Here is a 17,408-nt window from a genome sequence, read left to right on the forward strand (position 1 = left end):
GATACCGCCTGTGGCGGTATTCGCCCTACAGGCCCTGGAAACGCCGGACAGCTCCCCCGGACATTTCCGCAGGCTCTCTCAGAAGCCCGGGAATTGGATAAAAACCCAGTAGGAGGATGATGGAGGGGCCGGCAAATCCATCCCGCAGGGACAGGACCGAACGGCACTGCCCTCTATTTTCTGAGGGCAAAAAAGACGCGGGCCGCAGGTGGTGGAACACCTACGACCCGCTAACCACAAACCAGCTTATGAAGGAGCTGACCCATGGCTAAGCCGAATGATACGTCCAACCCCGAGGTAACAGAATCGTCCCCCCGCTTCGTCCCGCTGCTCCCCACCTCCCAGGCCGACATGTGTCCGCGTAGCGCCACCCTGTACGTGGACACCCATGCACTCCCCACGCACTTGTTCGACAACGCGAAAGTGCGCTTGAGGTCGGCGATCAACATCCTGGCCATGACCCGTTTGCTCGATGAGAAAGAAGAGCCCGGCGGCACCCTGGCCTACATCAACGGTGCGTTGCTGTCGCTGCTCAGCGATGCCTTGTCCGAAATCGAGGCGGGCCACCCGAGCCTGTAGCGCCGCTCCCCGGCGCGACGCCCCCGGCCTGGCCGGGGGCTTTGCGGCATCGCCCATCACAGGACCTTTCGCGCCCGAACGGCACGCTTGATCGCCGTCCCGGTCCTCGCGAAACGGCCGCCAATTGCCCGAAGCTTCCGACCCTTTTTTCGGACGATTTCTTACGCCCTTATAAATCAGCAAGTTACGAGACCTCGAAAAAAGAGGGTTTCTGGCAGGGAAAAACCCGCCGCTCCTGTTTTCCACCAAATGGCTATAGGTTTTCCGGGCCAGCCCAGTGCCACGCAGATAACCAGGAAATGCTCAGGGAACGGGTTCGGCTGCGAGCAGTTCACCGCCATATAGACAGTGGACAAGAGCCTACCCTCATAGGCCTAGCTGTTCAGCGGGCTTGTGCCATCGGAGACTTCGTACAAGGCTTAGCCATTGCCGTCCTACAGGCGCTGTCAGTAGGCTTTTTTCGCCGGCGACTTCGGTTCCCGGCAGGCCACAGCCTGCTGGCCCAACACCCACGAGCGGCCTGTCTCCCTGCCGCGCCGGCAGAAGCCAGGCAGCGGACAGCTCAGAGAAGGATTTCTCCTATGCACGGCCATACCCAGCTTGCCCCGCACTACTTCTTCCGACAGCAGCGATTGCTGCGCGCGCTGCTGATCGACGACCAGGCCTGGTTCGTCCTCGACGACTTCGCCCGGCTCATCGAACACAGCCAGCCCGAACAGATGCTCGCCCGCCTGGACGACGACCAGGCGCGCCGCGAGTCGTTGCGTTCCGAACGTGGCGAAGACCAGGCGCAGTGGCTGATCAGCGAGTCCGGCGCGTATGCCGCGCTGATCTACCAGCAGCGCGGCGATGGCGGCGAATTGCGCCGCTGGCTCAGTGGCGAGGTGGTGCCGGAGTTGCGCAGCGCCACCGACGACAGCGGCATGCCGCGCTACGTTAAGTTGCGCTGGGAGCGCCAGGTGGTGCACATGCTCGACTGGCAGGGCAAGCTCTGGGTGAATTTCAGCGAGATGCCCGACCTCCTCGAACGCCAGGGCGAGCCCATGGTGCAACTGGGTTGGCGTCGCTGGTTGCGCAAGTTGCGGCCGCTCTAGGCGAGCGGCCACTTGCTCGTCGCCGGGGCTCCACTCCTCCACCCGTTCGAGACGAAAGCCCGAACCCGATCAACAGGTTGAGCAGGCTGCCCAGCGTGCGGTGACGCTTGACCACGCCGCTGGCCAGCCAGTCGGTGGTACGCGGCCCTTCGATCGAGTAGCGGTCCAGCAGGTGCACCATCCCTCCCTGTCCAGCCGCCAGCCGGGCAGCGGTATGGCGTGCAGGTTGACCGGCAGGCGGCGAAGAAGTCGTCGCGATCGTGGATGTTCTGCGTCATCTGCCACCTCCCGGAAGGACAGCGAAAGAATAAAGGCCGGCGGCGAAGAGCGACCGCCAGCGCAGCGAGCCGAAGCAAGTTCCGAATATAAGTTAATACCCTGTCAGATCTGGCAGCTTAAGGCGTATGGCGGCGCCAGTTAACAATATGGAAATAGACTTTCCCTAGCCTCACCTCCACGCACAACAACAAGAAGTCATCGGCATGAAAAAAATTCGAAAATTAATATTGGATGATTCCTTCGGAGAAGATTATGACTGCCAGGATCTACCGGGAAGTCGTCAACCCGGGAAAACTCGACGAAACACAGAGGGGAAACCTCGCAAGCGAACTCTACGCGATTCACGCCAGGATCTTTCATGGCGTCCAGTATGAATCCTTCGCTCGCGAGGTCATCCACTCCACCGCCCGCCTCACCCGCATCGCCATCTACCGCAACCGCCAGCACGAGATCGTCGGCTACTGCGCCGTGCATTTCCACGACTCGGAAGTCTTCCAGTACAGCAAGGCCTGCGTGATCCGCGCCGAGTCGGGGATCCTCCAGGAGTACCGCGGGAGCAACCAGAGCATTCCCTTCCTTACCCGCCAGGTGCTGCGCTACAAGTTGCTCAACCCCGGCAAGCGCCTGCTGTTCCTCGACACGCTGATCCATCCCTCCAGCTACGCCCTGGTGACCAAGTACGTGGATGACGTCTGGCCCTGCCACTGCGACCTGGAAAGCCACCACGTGAAGTTCCTCGAACACCTGATCGCCCAGTTCAGCTTCAAGCGCAGCAGCAACGATCCGCTGGTGGTCGACACCGGCTGGACCACCACCGAGGCCGATCACGAACGGGCACGCTGGGCTACGCACAGCAATCCGAATGTGCGTTTCTTCCTTGATCGGAACCCGGAATATCACAAGGGCAACGGATTGATCACGGTATTCCCGATTACCTTGAAGAACATCTTTACGGCGACCCGGCGTTTCAAGCGCAGTTCTTCGGTCAAGCGTAAACAGCACCAGCGTTACAACGCGGCTTCGGCGAAAGTCGGGAATATCGCGTTGTAATGAATCAAGCCGACCCATATATCGGCGTTTATATATACGCACATATATGAAGAATGGCCGGAAGGGAGTATGGAACATTCCCTTCCGGCCATTTTCATCGCCCCCCGCGAAGGGCTCGGCGGCCGGATCCGATCAGAGCATTTCCAGCTTCGACATCAGGTCGTTCAGGCGCTCGGCCTTCTGCTCGCTGATCTCGCTCGGGGCCAGGGTCTCGATGTAGCTGGCCAGCTCTTCCACCGTGGTGCATTCGAACATCGCCCGTAGCGGCACGTTGCGTTGCAGGGCCTTCTGCACCCGCGAGGCGATCTGGGTGGCCAGCAGCGAATGCCCGCCGAGTTCGAAGAAGTTGTCGAACACCCCGACCCGCTCGACCTTCAGCACCTCGGCCCAGATCCGTGCCAGGGTTTCCTCCAGTTCGTTGCGCGGGGCCTGGTAGGCCTGGTTCTGCATCTGGCCGATGTCCAGCGCCGGCAGCGCCTTGCGGTCGAGCTTGCCGTTGGCGTTGAGCGGCATCCGGTCCAGCACCAGCCAGTGCAGCGGCACCATGTAGTCCGGCAGGTCGGCGCGCAGTTGCTGCTTGATCCGCTCGAACCAGGCGCCCTGCTCCACCATCAGTCCGGCCGGCGAGTCGGCGCTGGAACGCTGTGTCTCGCCGGGAACCAGGTAGCCCACCAGGTACTTGCCGTTCGCCCCTTCCTGCACCGCCACCGCCGCCTCGCGGACGTCGGCGCGTTCGTGCAGGCGCGCCTCGATCTCGCCCAGCTCGATGCGGAAGCCGCGGATCTTCACCTGGTGGTCGATCCGCCCGACATATTCCAGCACCCCGTCGGCACGCCGCCGCGCCAGGTCGCCGGTACGGTACAGGCGCTCGCCCGGCGCGCCGAACGGATGCGGGACGAAGGCCTGGGCGGTGCGCAGCGGATCGCCGACGTAGCCACGACCGACGCCGGTGCCGGCCACGCACAGCTCGCCCACCGCGCCCAGCGGCACCAGTTCGAAGGCGTCGTCGGCGCCGGCGCCTAGCAGGTACAGGCGGTTGTTGTCGGTGGGACTGCCGATCGGCAGGTAGGTGCTCTCGGTGGAGGCCAGGTCGACGCGGAAGAACGCCACGTCGTCGGAGCATTCCGCCGGCCCGTAGGCATTCACCAGGCCGATCCGCGGGTAGCGCTTGAGCCACTGGCGCGCCAGTTCCGGCGGCATCGCCTCGCCGGTGGGCAGCATCCAGCGCAGGCCGTCGAGGGCCTGGCGCTCTTCGGCGAGCATGCCCTGGATCAGCGACGGCACGCTTTCCAGCACCGTGATGCCCTGTTCGCCGACGTGCGCCAGCAGGCCCTGCGGATCGTGGGCGATGGCGTTCGGCACGATCGCCACGCGGGCGCCGAACAACGGCGCGGCGAGGAACTGCCAGACCGAGATGTCGAAGCTCTGCGAGGCGGTCTGGGCGATCACGTCGTTCTCGTCCAGTTCCAGGTACGGGACCTTGCTCAACTGGTTGTTGAGCATGCCCGCCTGCTCCACCATCACGCCCTTCGGCAGTCCGGTGGAGCCGGAGGTGTAGATCACGTAGGCGAGGTTCTGCGGCCCGCTGTAGACCTGCGGATCATGCTCGGCGCCCTCGCCCTGCTGGATCTCGTCCCACACCAGCAGGCGCGGCCGGTCGACGCAGCCGAGTTCGTCGAACAGCGCCAGCGCCTGCTCGCGGCAGGCCTGGGTGCAGACCAGTACCGGCGTGCGGCTCAGCTCGACGATCCGGGTCAGGCGCTGGGTCGGATGGCCGGGGTCGAGCGGCAGGTAGCCGGCACCGGCCTTGAAGCTGCCGACGATCATGCCGAGCAGGTCGAGGCCGCGCTCGGCCAGCAGTGCCACCGGCTGGTCGATGCCGACGCCGGCGGCGCGCAGGGCGTGGCCGAGACGGTTGGCCCGGCGGTTCAGCTCGGCGTAGCTCCAGCGCTGCTCCAGGCAACTGGCGGCGATGCGCTGCGGATGGGCCGCCACCTGCGCCTCGAACAGCCGCACGTAGCCTTGCTCCAGCGGGTAGTCGCGGGCGCTGCGGTTGCAGCCGTCGAGGAGGAAGTCGCGCTCGTCCTCGCCGAGTAGCGGCAAGGCCTCCAGTTCGCCATGGAAACCGTCGGCCAGGGCCAGCAGCAGGCGCTTGAACTCGCCGAGCAGGCGCTCGACGGTCGGCGCCTCGAAGTAGCGCTGGTCGTAGGACAGGTGCAGGCCGAGGTCATCGCCCGGATAGCAGACCACGGTCAACGGGAAGTTGGTGTGGGTACGCCCGGAGTCGGAACTGGCGTTCAGGCTCTGCGCGCGGTCCAGCACCGAGACTTCCACCGGGGCGTTCTCGAACACGAACAGGCTGTCGAACAGCGGCTGGCCCTTGGGCAGCTCGCTGCTTTCCTGGATGGCCACCAGGGGCAGGTGCTCGTGCTCGCGCAACTCCAGGTTGCGCTCGAACAGCCGGTTCAGCCACTCGCGCACCGTGCAGCGCTGGCCGGCGGCCGGCATCTGCACGCGCAATGGGATGCTGTTGATGAACAGGCCGACGGTGCGCTGCATTTCCGGCATGCCCACCGGACGCCCGGCCACGGTGACGCCGAAGAGCACGTCGCGCTCGCCGCTGAAGCGGCGCAGGGTCAGCGCCCAGGCGGCCTGGGCGAAGGTGTTGACGGTGAGCTGGTAGCGCTGCGCCAGTTCGCGCAGGCGCGCGCCGTCGGCGGCGTCCAGACGCGTGTAGCGGTCGCCGACGATCATCCCGCCGCTCTCGCCGGCGTGCTCGCGGAGGAACGGGCGGTCGCTGGGTACCAGGGTCGGCCGCTCGAAGCCGCGCAGGCTCTCGCTCCACCAGCGGCGCGATTGCTCCAGGTCCTGGCGTTGCAGCCAGGCGATGTAGTCGCGGTAGCGCGGCGGCGTCGGCAGGTTCGCCGGGCGGCCTTCGCCGAGGGCGCCGTAGATCTCGAAGAAGTCGTTCATCAGCAGGCCACGGCACCAGGCATCGATGAGGATGTGGTGGTTGCTCATCATGAACCAGTAGCGCGCCTCGCCCAGGCGGATCAGGCGCAGGTGGAACGGCGGCTGTTCGAGCAGGTCGAAGCCGGCCTCGCGCTCGCGCTTGTGCAGCGCTTGCAGGCGTTCCTCGTGGCCGTCCTCCGGCAGTTCGCTCCAGTCGAGGAACTCGATGCGGGTGCGACCGGGCTTGTGGATCACCTGCAACATCGTTTCGCCGGCATTCCAGACGAACGACGCGCGCAGCGCCTCGTGGCGGGCCACCACCGCCTGCCAGGCGGCGGCGAAGCGCTCGGGATCGAGCGGGCTGTCGATCCGGTAGCGGTCCTGCATGTAGTAGATGCCGGTGCCCGGTTCCAGCAGGGTGTGCAACAGCAACCCTTCCTGCATCGGGGTCAGCGGATAGACGTCCTCGATCTCGCCGGCCGGCACAGCCAGGGCGTCCAGTTGCGCCTGGCTCAGTTGCGCCAGCGGGAAGTCGGACGGGGTCAGGCCGCCGGCGCCGTCTTCCAGGCAATGCTCGATCAGCGCCTGCAGTTCGGCGAGATAGGCCTGCGCCAGCTCGTTCACCGTCTGCGCGTCGTAGCGCTCGCGGCTGTAGGTCCAGCGCAGCACCAGCTCGCCGCCGTAGACCTGGCCATCGACGCTCAGCTCGTTGGGCAACGGCGCCTGCTCGTCGTGGATCGGCCCGGTGGGCTGGTCCAGCGGCTGGAACAGGGCGTCGGCGAAGCTCTGGTCGAACTGTCCGAGGTAGTTGAAGGTGATCGGCGCCGTGGGCAGCGCGGCCATCGCCTGGCGCACCGCCGGATCGGCGAGGTAGCGCAGCACGCCGTAGCCGAGGCCTTTGTGCGGCACCGCGCGGAGCTGTTCCTTGATCGCCTTGATCGACTCGCCCGGGCTCTGCGCCGGGGTCAGGCGCAACGGGTAGGCGCTGGTGAACCAGCCGACGCTGCGGGTCAGGTCGATATCGTCGAACAGCGCCTCGCGGCCATGCCCTTCCAACTGCACCAGCGTCGACGGCTGCCCGCTCCAGCGGCAGAGCACGCGAGCGAGGGCGGTCAGCAGCAGGTCGTTGACCTGGGTGCGGTAGGCCGCCGGCGCCTGTTGCAGCAATTGCCGGGTACGTTGCGGGTCGAGCCGCAGGCTGACACTTTCCGCCAGCGCCTCGCGGTTGTCGCCCTGCGGGCGGTCGCATGGCCACTCGGCCGACTGCCCGCCCAGCCGGGCTTGCCACCAGCCCAGCTCCTCGCGCAGCGATTCGCTGCCTGCGTAGGCCTGCAGGCGTCCGGCCCAGTCGCGGAAGGCGCTGGTCTTGGCCGGCAACGCCGGTTCGGCGCCCTCGTCGAGCTGACGGTAGACCTGTTGCAGATCCTCCAGCAGCACCCGCCAGGACACCCCGTCCACCACCAGGTGGTGGATCGCCAGCAGCAGGCGTTGCTCGCCGGCCGGGCCGTCCACCAGCACCGCGCGCAGCAGCGGCCCCTGTTCGAGGTCGAGGCTGCGCTGGGCCTTGGCGAACAGCTCGGCGCATTCGTCGAAGGATTGCACCGGGACGTGCCAGAGCAGTTCCTGTTCGCGCAGCGGACGATGCTGCGCCAGCCATTCGCCGTCGACCTGGCGGAACGCCAGGCGCAGGGCATCATGCTGTTCGACCAGGCGTTGCAGGGACTTGCGCAGCAGGCCGAGGTCGAGGGCCTGCCGCGGCTGCAACAGCAGCGACTGGTTCCAGTGCTCGCGGCGCGCCAGCGGCAGGTCGAAGAACCAGTGCTGGATCGGCGTCAGCGCGCTGTCGCCCTGCACCGGCCCCTGCTCGGCCTGGCTGGCCTCGCTGTGCCGGGCCACCGCGGCGAGGCTCTGCACGGTCTGGTGCTGGAACAGGTCGCGGGGGCTGAAGTGGATGCCGAGCTGGCGGGCGCGGCTGACCACCTGGATCGACAGGATCGAATCGCCGCCCAGTTCGAAGAAGTTGTCGCCGAGGCCTACCCGCTCGACGTTCAGCACCTCGCGCCAAACCCCGGCCAACTGCTGTTCCAGCACGCTGCGCGGGGCCTCGTAGGCCTGCCGGTTGAGCGCCGGGTCGGGCGCCGGCAGCGCGCGGCGGTCGAGCTTGCCGTTGGCGGTCAGCGGCAGGCTGGCGAGCAGCAGCAGGTGGGCCGGCACCATGTAGTCCGGCAATTGCTGCTTGAGGTGCGTTTTCAGCGCCTCGCGCAGCGCCGCCTGGGCGTCCTCGTCCTGCTCGGCCACCGCGCTGGCGACATAACCGGCCAACTGCTTGCCGCTCGGGCTGTCGAGCGCCAGGACCAGCGCTTCGCGAACCTGCGGATGCTCCAGCAGGCGCGCCTCGATCTCGCCCAGTTCGATGCGGAAGCCACGGATCTTCACCTGGTGGTCGATGCGGCCGACATATTCCACCTGGCCGTTGTCGCACAGGCGCACCAGGTCGCCGGTGCGGTACAGGCGGCCGCCCTCGGCAGCGAAGGGATCGGGCACGAAGCGCTCGGCGCTGAGCGCCGGACGCTCATGGTAGCCGCGCGCCAGGCCGGCGCCGCCGACGTAGAGTTCGCCGGTCGCGCCCTGCGGCACCAGGGCCAGGTCGGCATCCAGGATGTAGGCGACCCGCGCGCCGACCACGCTGCCGATCGGCACGCTGGCGGCACCCTCCTCCAGTCGTTCGGGAGCCAGGCAGGCCAGCGGCATGACCACCGTTTCGGTCGGTCCGTAGGCATTGAAGAACGACGCCGGGGCGAAGGCCTGGCGAATCCGTTGCAGGTGCTCGCCGGTCAGCGCTTCGCCGCCGGTGATGCACATGCGCACCGGCAACTGCCGGCCCTGGCTCTCCAGCCACTGGGCGAGCTGGCTGCCGTAGCTCGGGGTGAAGCCGAGGATGCTCACGCCCTCCGCGCGGATCAGCTCGCAGATTTCCTCCGCGCCCCACTGGCCCTGGGCCCGCAGCACCACGCGGGCGCCGCACAGCAACGGGGCCAGCAGGCGCTCGCTGGCGGCGTCGAAGTTGATCGAATAGAAGTGCAGTTCGCAATCCTCGGCGCGCATGCCGAAGCGCTCGATCACCGCGGCGCAGTGCATGGCGATCTCGCCGTGGGAGACCGCCACGCCCTTCGGCTTGCCGGTGGAGCCGGAGGTATAGATCAGGTAGGCCTGGTGCTGCGGCCCGCTCAGCGCTGCCAGCGGCGCGGGGTCCTCGGCGTCCAGCGCCGGGCCGTCCTCCTCGAGGCACCAGCGCGCCACGCCCGCCGGCAGCTCGCCGAGGGCCTCGAACAGCGCCGCGTGGCTGAGCAGCAGGCGTACGCCGCTGTCCTCGATCATGTATTGCAGGCGCTCCAGCGGATATTCCGGGTCCAGCGGCACGTAGGCGCCGCCAGCCTTGAGGATCGCCAGCAGGCCGACGACCATCTCCAGCGAACGCTCCAGGGCCAGGCCGACCCGCACTTCCGGGCCGACGCCGTGACTGCGCAGGACGCGCGCCAGACGGTTGGAGCGGGCATCGAGTTCGGCATAGCTCAGGGTCTGTCCGGCGAAGGTCAGCGCCGGGGCCTGGGGGCTGGCCGCCACGCGGGCGGCGAACAGGCCATGGAGGGTGTCCTGGAGCCCTGCCTCGCCGGCCGTGCCGGCGAGCAGCAGTTGCTTCCGCTCCTCGGCGGCGAACAGCGGCAATTCGGCAATGCGCCGCTGCGGGTCGCCCAGCAGCGCCTCCAGCAGGTTCTGCCAGTGTCCGGCCATCCGCGCGATGCGCGGTTCGTCGAACAGGTCGCGGCTGTAGGTCAGGCAGCAGCCGAGGCGCTGGTCGAGGTCGGTGACCTCCAGGTTGAGGTCGAACTTGGTCGCCCGCGCATCGTTGGCGATGTACTCGACGGTCATCCCGGCCAGTTGCCGGGTCTGCTGGAACTCCCAGCGCTGGACGTTGCACATCACCTGGAACAACGGGTTGTAGGCGGCGCTGCGCGGCGGTTGCAGGGCTTCCACCAGGTGGTCGAACGGCAGGTCCTGGTGCGACTGGCCATCGATCACGGTCTGCCGCACCTGCTCAAGCAGCTCGCCGACGCTCATCTGTCCGTCGAGCCGGCAGCGCAGCACCTGGGTATTGAGGAAGGCGCCGATCAGCCCTTCGCTCTCCGGGCGGATGCGGTTCGCCACCGGCGCGCCGATACGCAGGTCCTGCTGGCCGCTGTAGCGGTAGAGCAAGGCCGCAAGGGTGGCGGTCATGGTCATGAACATGGTCAGCCCGCGGGCGGCGTTGAAGCGGCGCACGCGCTCGGCCAGCTCGGGGCTCAGGTCGAAGCGGTAGAGGTCGCCCTGGTGGCTCTGCACCGGCGGGCGTGGCCGGTCGCCCGGCAGTTCGAGCAGCGGATGCTCGTTGCCCAGCTGGGCCTTCCAGTAGTCGAGCTGGCGCTGGCGCTCGCCGCTCTCCAGCCACTCGCGCTGCCACACGCTGTAGTCCAGGTACTGGACCGGCAACGGCTCCAGCGGCGATTCGCGGTCGTCGAGGAAGGCCTCGTAGAGCGCGCCCAGTTCGCGGGCGAAGATGTCCATCGCCCAGCCTTCGGTGACGATGTGGTGCAGGGTCACCACCAGGTAGTGCTCACGCTCGGCCATCTTCACCATGCAGACCCGCAGCAACGGCCCGCTCTCAAGATCGAAGGGCCGGTGCGCCTCGCTGTCGGCGAGGGTCTGCAGGTGCTGCTGGCGGCTGTCGCGGTCGAGCGCGGAGAAGTCCTGCCAGTCCATGTGCAGGCCGCCATCGCCATGTACGCGCTGTACCGGCACGCCGTCGACGCTGGGGAACGTGGTGCGCAGGGTCTCGTGGCGCTGCACCAGGGCCTGTAGCGCGGCCTCGAAGCGCGCCACGTCCAGCGGCCCGCTCAGGCGCGCCAGGCCGCCGACGTTGTAGGCCGGGCTGTCCGGCTCCAGTTGCCAGAGGAACCACATGCGCTGCTGCGAGTAGGACAGCGGCACCGGCTGCTCGCGGTCGATGCGGCGGATCGCGCCGTGGCTGTCGGTACGTCCGGCGGCCTGGGCTGCGCGGACCTGTTCGCAGAAGGCCTCCAGTTCGCTGGCCTCGAACAGCGCGCGCAACGGCAGTTCGACGTCGCAGGCCTGGCGGGTGCGCGAGACGATGCGGGTGGCCAGCAGGGAATGCCCGCCGAGCTCGAAGAAATCGTCGCGCAGGCCGACCCGCGGCAGGCCGAGCACTTCGCTCCAGATCGCGGCGATGCGCCGTTGCAGCTCGGTCTGCGGCTCGACGTGCTCGCGCTGCTGCCAGACCGGCTCCGGCAGCGCCCGCGTATCCAGCTTGCCGCTCGGGCCAAGGGGCATCTGCGCCAGGCGCATCAACTGTGCCGGGACCATGTATTCCGGCAGTTCGGCCTGTAGCGCGGCGCGCAGGCGCTGGTTCTGCTCGGCTTCCGCCTCGGCGCCGGCAGCACCGGTGTAGTAGCCGACCAACTGGCTGCCGGCCACGCCTTCGCGGATCACCACCACCGCCTGGGCCACCCCCGGCTGCGCCAGCAGGCGTGCCTGGATCTCCTCCGGCTCGATGCGGAAGCCACGCAGCTTGACCTGCTGGTCGAGGCGGCCGAGGTATTCCAGCACGCCGTCGGCGTTCCAGCGCGCGCGGTCGCCGGTGCGGTACAGGCGCTCACCGGCGGCCGAGAACGGATCGGCGACGAAGCGCTCGGCGCTCAGCGCCGGGCGCCCCAGGTAGCCGCGGGCCAGGCCCAGGCCGCCGATGCACAGCTCGCCGGCGACGCCGGCCGGCAGCAGGTTGAACTCGGCGTCCAGCACGCGGCAGACCACGTTGCCCAGCGGTCGGCCGATCGGCGAACGCTCGCCGTCTTCCGTGCGGCACTGCCAATGGGTGACGTTGATGGCGGTCTCGGTCGGCCCGTAGCGGTTATGCAGGGCCACCGCCGGCAGGCGTTGCAACACGCGGTTGCGCAGCTCCGCCGGAAGCGCCTCGCCGCCGGAGAACAGGCGGCGCAGGCTGCCGCAGGCGGCGACGCCGGGTTCGTCGATGAACAGTTGCAGCAGCGGCGGCACGAAGTGCAGCGTGGTCACCCCGAACTGCCGCACCAGTTCCACCAGGCGCGCCGGATCGCGGTGCTCGCCGGGGGCGGCGAGGACCAGCCGGCAACCGGTGACCAGCGGCCAGAAGCACTCCCACACCGACACGTCGAAGCTCACCGGCGCCTTCTGCATCAGCACGTCGTCGCCGTCGAGGGCGTAGGTGGCCTGCATCCATTGCAGGCGCTCGGCCAGCGCCGCGTGGGTGTTGCCCACGCCCTTCGGCTGGCCGGTGGAGCCGGAGGTGTAGATGACGTAGGCGAGATTGTCGCCGTGCAGGTGCAGGCCCGGTGCCTGGCTCGGCCAGTTGTCGAGCTTGAGGCTGTCCAGGCAGATCGGCGTGACGCCCTCCGCGCCAGGCAGGCGCTCGAACAGATGGGCCTGGGTCAGCAGCAACTCGACGCCGCTGTCGGCGAGCATGTAGGCCAGGCGTTCGCTGGGGTAGTCCGGGTCCAGCGGCACGTAGGCGCCGCCCGCCTTGATGATCGCCAGCAGACCGACCAGCAGTTGCGGCGAACGCTCGGCGCAGATCGCTACCCGCACGTCCGGGCCGACGCCCTTGTCGCGCAGGTAGTGGGCCAGGCGGTTGGCCCGGGCGTGCAGTTCGGCGTAGCCGAGGCTGCCGCCGTCCCACTCCAGGGCGACGCGTTCGGCGGACTGCGCCAGTTGCCGCTCCAGCAGCTCCGGCAGCAAGGCGCGCGCCGGCTCGCAGGGCGCGCTGCCCCATTCGGCGAGGTGCGCCGCCTGCTCGGCGTCGACCAGGGCGATATCGCCGAGGCAGCGCTGCGGGTCTTCCGCGACCTGGCGCAGCAGCTCCAGGTATTGCGCGGCGAAACGCCGGATGCTGGCCTCGTCGAAGAGGTCCGCGGCGTAGTCGAAATTCAGGGTCAGGCGACCGCGAGCGTCCTCCTCGCTCTGCAGTTGCAGGTCGAACTTGGCTTCGCGGCTGTGCCAGGGCAGCTCGTCGGCGAGCAGGCCGGGCAGCCGGCGCAACGCCGACAGGTCGCGCTGCTGGTGGTTGAACAGCACCTGGAACAACTGGCCGCCCTGGCCGCAGGCCGCGAGCACCTGGTCGAACGGCAGGTCCTGGTTGGCCTGGGCGCCGAGGGTCGCCTCGCGAGCCTCGCCGAGCAACGCGGCGAACGGCTGGCGCGCCCGGGGCGTGCCGCGCAGGACCAGGGTGTTGATGAAGAAGCCGACCAGCCCCTGGGTCTCCAGGCGCTGGCGGTTGGCGCTGGGCACGCCGATGCGGATCTCGCCCTGCCCGCTGTGGCGATGCAGCAGCGCCTGGAACGCCGCCAGCAGCCACATGAAGACACTCGCCTCATGGTCCAGCGCGGCCTCGCGGATAGTCCGCGCCAGGGCTTCGTCGACCCGCAGGCTGTAGCGCGCGGCGGGCGACGCCTGGCGCGCCGTGCGCGGATGGTCGGTGGCCAGTTCCAGCACCGGCGCCGCGTCGCCCAGGCGCTCCCGCCAGTAGGCCAGTTGGCGGGCGCCCTCGCCCGCGTCCAGCCACTGCCGTTGCCAGGCGGCGAACTCGGCGTAGTGCAGTTCCAGCGGCGCCAGGTCGGCCGGCTGGCCGCCGCAGGCTTCGGCGTAGAGCCGCGAGAATTCGTCGAGCAGCAGGTTCAGCGACCAACCATCGGCGACGATGTGATGCAGGGTGACCCAGAGCTGGTGCTCCTGTTCGTCCAGGCGCACCAGGCTGACCCGCAGCAGCGGCCCCTTTTCCAGGTCGAACGGCTGCTGCGCCTCGGCTTCGCGGCGCTGCGCGGCAGCCGCGGCGCGTTCGTGCTCGGCCAGCGCGGCGAGGTCGACGAACTGCCAGGCGAACTCGCCCCGCTCGTCGATACGCTGCAAGGCCGCGCCGTCGCGCTCGAGGAAACGCGTGCGCAGCGCTTCGTGGCGTTCGACCAGGCGCTGGAAGCTGGCGCGCAGCGCCGCTTCGTCCAGCTCGCCGCGCAGGCGCAGGCCGCCGGGGATGTTGTAGGCGGCGCTCTGCGGATCGATCTGCCAGGTCAGCCAGAGACGCTGCTGCGCCGCCGACTGCGGCAGGTCGACACCGCGCGGCAGGTGCGCCATCGGTGCCTCGGCCGGCAGGCCGGCGGCCAGTTGGCGGGCCACCGTGGCGCTGAAGGCCTGCAGGGTCGGCGCCTCGAACAGTTGGCGCAGGTCGAGGGCAACGCCGAGACTGTCGCGCACCTGGGCGACAACCTGGGCGGCGCCGATGGAATTGCCGCCAAGCAGGAAGAAGTGATCGCGCGGCGCTACCTGCGCCACGCCCAGCCGGGCCTTCCAGATCTCGCCGATGCGTGCCAGCAGTTCGTCGTCGCCTGCCGGCGGCTGCGCCTCCTGCACGGCCTGGAGGCCGGGAAACAGCGCATAGCTGTCCAGGCTGCCGTCTTCCAGGCGCAGGCGGCAGGCGGAACGTTGCAGCTTGCCGCTGGACGTCTTCGGCAAGGCGCCGGGATTGAGCAGCGCCACCACCTTCGGCGCTTCCTGGTAGGCCTCGGCCACCGCCTGGCGGATCGAGTCGATCAGCTCCTGGGCCGGCACCGATTTCTGGACGCCGCGACCGATCTCGGCGGCAATGCCGATGCCTTCCTCGCCATCGACCGTGACCGCGAAGGCCGCGACCCTGCCCTTGCGCGCCGACGGCACCTCGCTCTCGACGGTGCGCTCGATGTCTTGCGGATAGAGGTTGTGGCCGCGGACGATGAGCATGTCCTTCAGGCGCCCGGTGACGAACAGTTCGCCGTCGCGGAGGAAACCAAGATCGCCGGTGCGCAGCCAGGTGCGCCCGTCACGCTCGACGAAGGTCTTCGCCGAAGCTTCCGGGTTGCGCCAGTAGCCGTGGGCGATGCTCGGCCCGGCGGCCCAGATCTCGCCGACGTTGTCGTCGCCGAGGACCTCGCCGCTCGCCGCGTCGACGATCAGCACGGCGTGTTCCGGCTGGCTGCGGCCGCAGCACATCAGCACGCTGCCTTCGCCTTCGGCGATGCGGTTGCGCGCCAGCGCCTCGCCATCCACCGCCAGGGCGGGAATGCCCTGGCCGCGCTGGCCGCCGGTGACGAACAGGGTCGCCTCGGCGAGGCCGTAGCAGGCGAAGAAACTGGACGCGTCGAAGCGGCTGGCGGCGAATTTCTCGGCGAAGCGTTCCAGGCTGTCCTGGCGGATCGGCTCGGAACCGGAGAAGGCTACCCGCCAGCCGCTCAGGTCGAGACGCTGCAGGGCCGACTCGGCGACCCGCTCGCTGCATAGCCGGTAGGCGAAATCGGGACCGCCGCTGACGGTGCCGCCGTACTGGCTGATGGCTTCCAGCCAGCGCACCGGACGTTCGAGGAAGTAGCGCGGCGACATCAGCACGCAGGGTACGCCGCTGAAGATCGGTTGCAGCAGGCCGCCGATCAGGCCCATGTCATGGTACAGCGGCAGCCAACTGACGATCACGTCGTCGGCACCGATGCCGAAACCTCGGCGGATCAACACCTCGTTGGCGACCAGGTTGCCATGGCTGACCTGCACGCCCTTGGGCAGTGCGGTTGAACCGGAGGTGTACTGGAGGAAGGCGATGTGCTCGGGACGCACTTGCGGCTCGTCCCAGGCCTCGGCAACGGCCGGGTCCAACTGGTCGACGCAGAGCAGTTGCGGGGCGTTGGCGGCGGACAGTTGCGCGTTCATCTGCAGCAATGGCTCGCGCAGGTCAGCGGTGGTCAGGACCAGGCGCGGCTCGGCGTCGGCGATGATCGACAACAGGCGTTCCTGGTGATGGCGGCGCGCCGATTCCGGCGGATAGGCCGGCACCGCGATGACCCCGGCATACAGGCAACCGAAGAACGCCGCGACATAATCGGGGCCGCTGGGAAACAGCAGCACCGCGCGATCGCCCAGCTGCGCATGGGCCTGCAGGGCCGCGGCGATGCTCCGCGCGCGCAAGTCGAGATCGCGATAGCTGAGGACCACGCCTTCGCCATCGTCCTCGGCGAGGAAGCGCAGCGCCAGGCGCTCGGGCTCCTGGACGGCGCGGCGACGCAGGGCCTGGACCAGGGTGGTGGGAAGTTCGAAGGCGTCCATCATGTGTTTTCCTGCCTGAATTCGGCTTGCAATCGAGTTCTAGTGAGTCTCCGGAAACAGTCGTCGCGGCCGCCCCTCAACTGGCGGCGCGCATGCTTCCCCGGACCTTGTCCTTGTGCCAGCGCAGCAGATGCTGGCCGGCGTAGCGACGCAGCAGGCGCAGCAACTGCCCCTGCTGTTCGCGGATGAAAAAGTGCTGCCCGTCGAGCAGGTCGAGGGTGAAGTCGCCCCCGGCCTCATGCAGCCAGCCGAGCAACTCGGCGCTGCGCAGGCTGTCCTCGCGTCCACCGAACAGGTGCAGCGCCGCGTCCAGCGGCCCATGCGCCTGGTAGCGGTAGCTGCCGGTGACGAGAAAGTCCGCTCGCACCACTGGCAACAGCATCTGCATCAGCGACGGATCGTTGAGGACGGCCTCCGGAGTACCCCGGTAGTCGCGCAACGCGGCAACCAGTTCGGCGTCGGCCTTGGCGCGCCGGTAGCCGCTGACATCGTTTTCGGCGGGCGGGGATACACCGGAGAGGAATAGCGCCAGCGGCCCTTCGAGGCCGCGCCGACGCATGGCATGGGCCAGTTCGAAGGCCAGCAGCCCGCCCAGGCTGTGGCCGAAGAAGGCGTAGGGAGAAGCGCTATCGAGGGTGCCTTGCAGCTCGCCGGCCAATTGCGCGACCAGGCTGGCGGCATCGGTATGCAGGGCCTCGCCGAAGCGAAGGCCGCGCCCCGGCAATTCCAGGGGCAGCAAGCGGATCCAGCCCGGCAGGCTGGGCTGCCAGCGGCGGAACAGCGTGGCGCTGGCCCCCGAATAAGGCAGGCAGAACAATTGCAGGGAAACGGCCGGGCTCACCTGCCGACCTCCTTGCGCCGCTGTCGTGGCCCTCGTCCGGGGCAGAGCGCTTTCCCATGATCGATCGGCATTTCCGTCTCCTGCTGCGCACGCCGGGGCGCCGGGCACCTGCCCGCGCTGTCACAGAGGGGAACGGATAACAACGGCAAATAATTAGCGCATGTAACCGCAATCTCCGGGCAACCGCGGAGCATTGCGCGAAAGGACGCCAACCCCTATCCATTCTGATGGGTTGTGCCCGGCGCTATCGCCGCATCGGCGATAGCGATGTACGCCATGGAGCAGCCGGGAACGGTTGTCGCAGCGCCTTAGCGCAGTTCTTGCGCGGAACGCCGGCAGGAGCCGCGAGGCATTCAATACCGATTTCTAACTAGCTGATTCCTAAAGATTATTAAAAAAATTTCGTC

5 protein-coding genes are annotated in these 17,408 nt (G+C 68.2%); 3 read left to right on the forward strand and 2 right to left on the reverse strand.

The features are described from left to right. Positions 1-264: 264 nt before the first annotated feature. The 3 genes from HMPREF2914_RS30840 (at position 265) to HMPREF2914_RS30850 (ending at position 3,002) form a co-directional block, all read left to right on the forward strand. A complete protein-coding gene (locus tag HMPREF2914_RS30840) occupies positions 265-579 on the forward strand; it encodes a hypothetical protein (protein WP_003113065.1) in 315 nt (104 codons plus the stop codon). A 581-nt stretch (positions 580-1,160) separates the two neighbouring features. Next, positions 1,161-1,673 (forward strand): BRO-N domain-containing protein, encoded by a 513-nt coding sequence (locus HMPREF2914_RS32815; RefSeq protein ID WP_003089651.1) that lies wholly within the window; start codon positions 1,161-1,163, stop codon positions 1,671-1,673. 531 nt (positions 1,674-2,204) lie between these two features. After that, positions 2,205-3,002 carry a hypothetical protein gene (locus HMPREF2914_RS30850; protein WP_023091738.1) on the forward strand — a complete coding sequence of 266 codons (798 nt, stop codon included), beginning with the start codon at positions 2,205-2,207 and terminating at the stop codon, positions 3,000-3,002. Positions 3,003-3,134: 132 nt separating this feature from the next. Here HMPREF2914_RS30850 and pvdL read toward each other — a convergent pair whose 3' ends face one another. Together pvdL and pvdG are read right to left on the reverse strand one after the other, a co-directional pair. Continuing rightward, positions 3,135-16,163, reverse strand: a complete 13,029-nt coding sequence (gene pvdL, locus HMPREF2914_RS30855; protein ID WP_023091737.1) for a pyoverdine non-ribosomal peptide synthetase/polyketide synthase PvdL — start codon at positions 16,161-16,163, stop codon at positions 3,135-3,137. A 73-nt stretch (positions 16,164-16,236) separates the two neighbouring features. Then, the gene (gene pvdG / locus HMPREF2914_RS30860) at positions 16,237-17,001 is read right to left on the reverse strand and encodes a pyoverdine biosynthesis thioesterase PvdG (protein ID WP_003116905.1); all 765 of its coding nucleotides are present in this window, start codon (positions 16,999-17,001) and stop codon (positions 16,237-16,239) included. Positions 17,002-17,408: the final 407 nt, after the last annotated feature.

The sequence above is a fragment of the Pseudomonas sp. HMSC067G02 genome (genome assembly GCF_001813485.1).
GTDB lineage: Bacteria > Pseudomonadota > Gammaproteobacteria > Pseudomonadales > Pseudomonadaceae > Pseudomonas > Pseudomonas aeruginosa.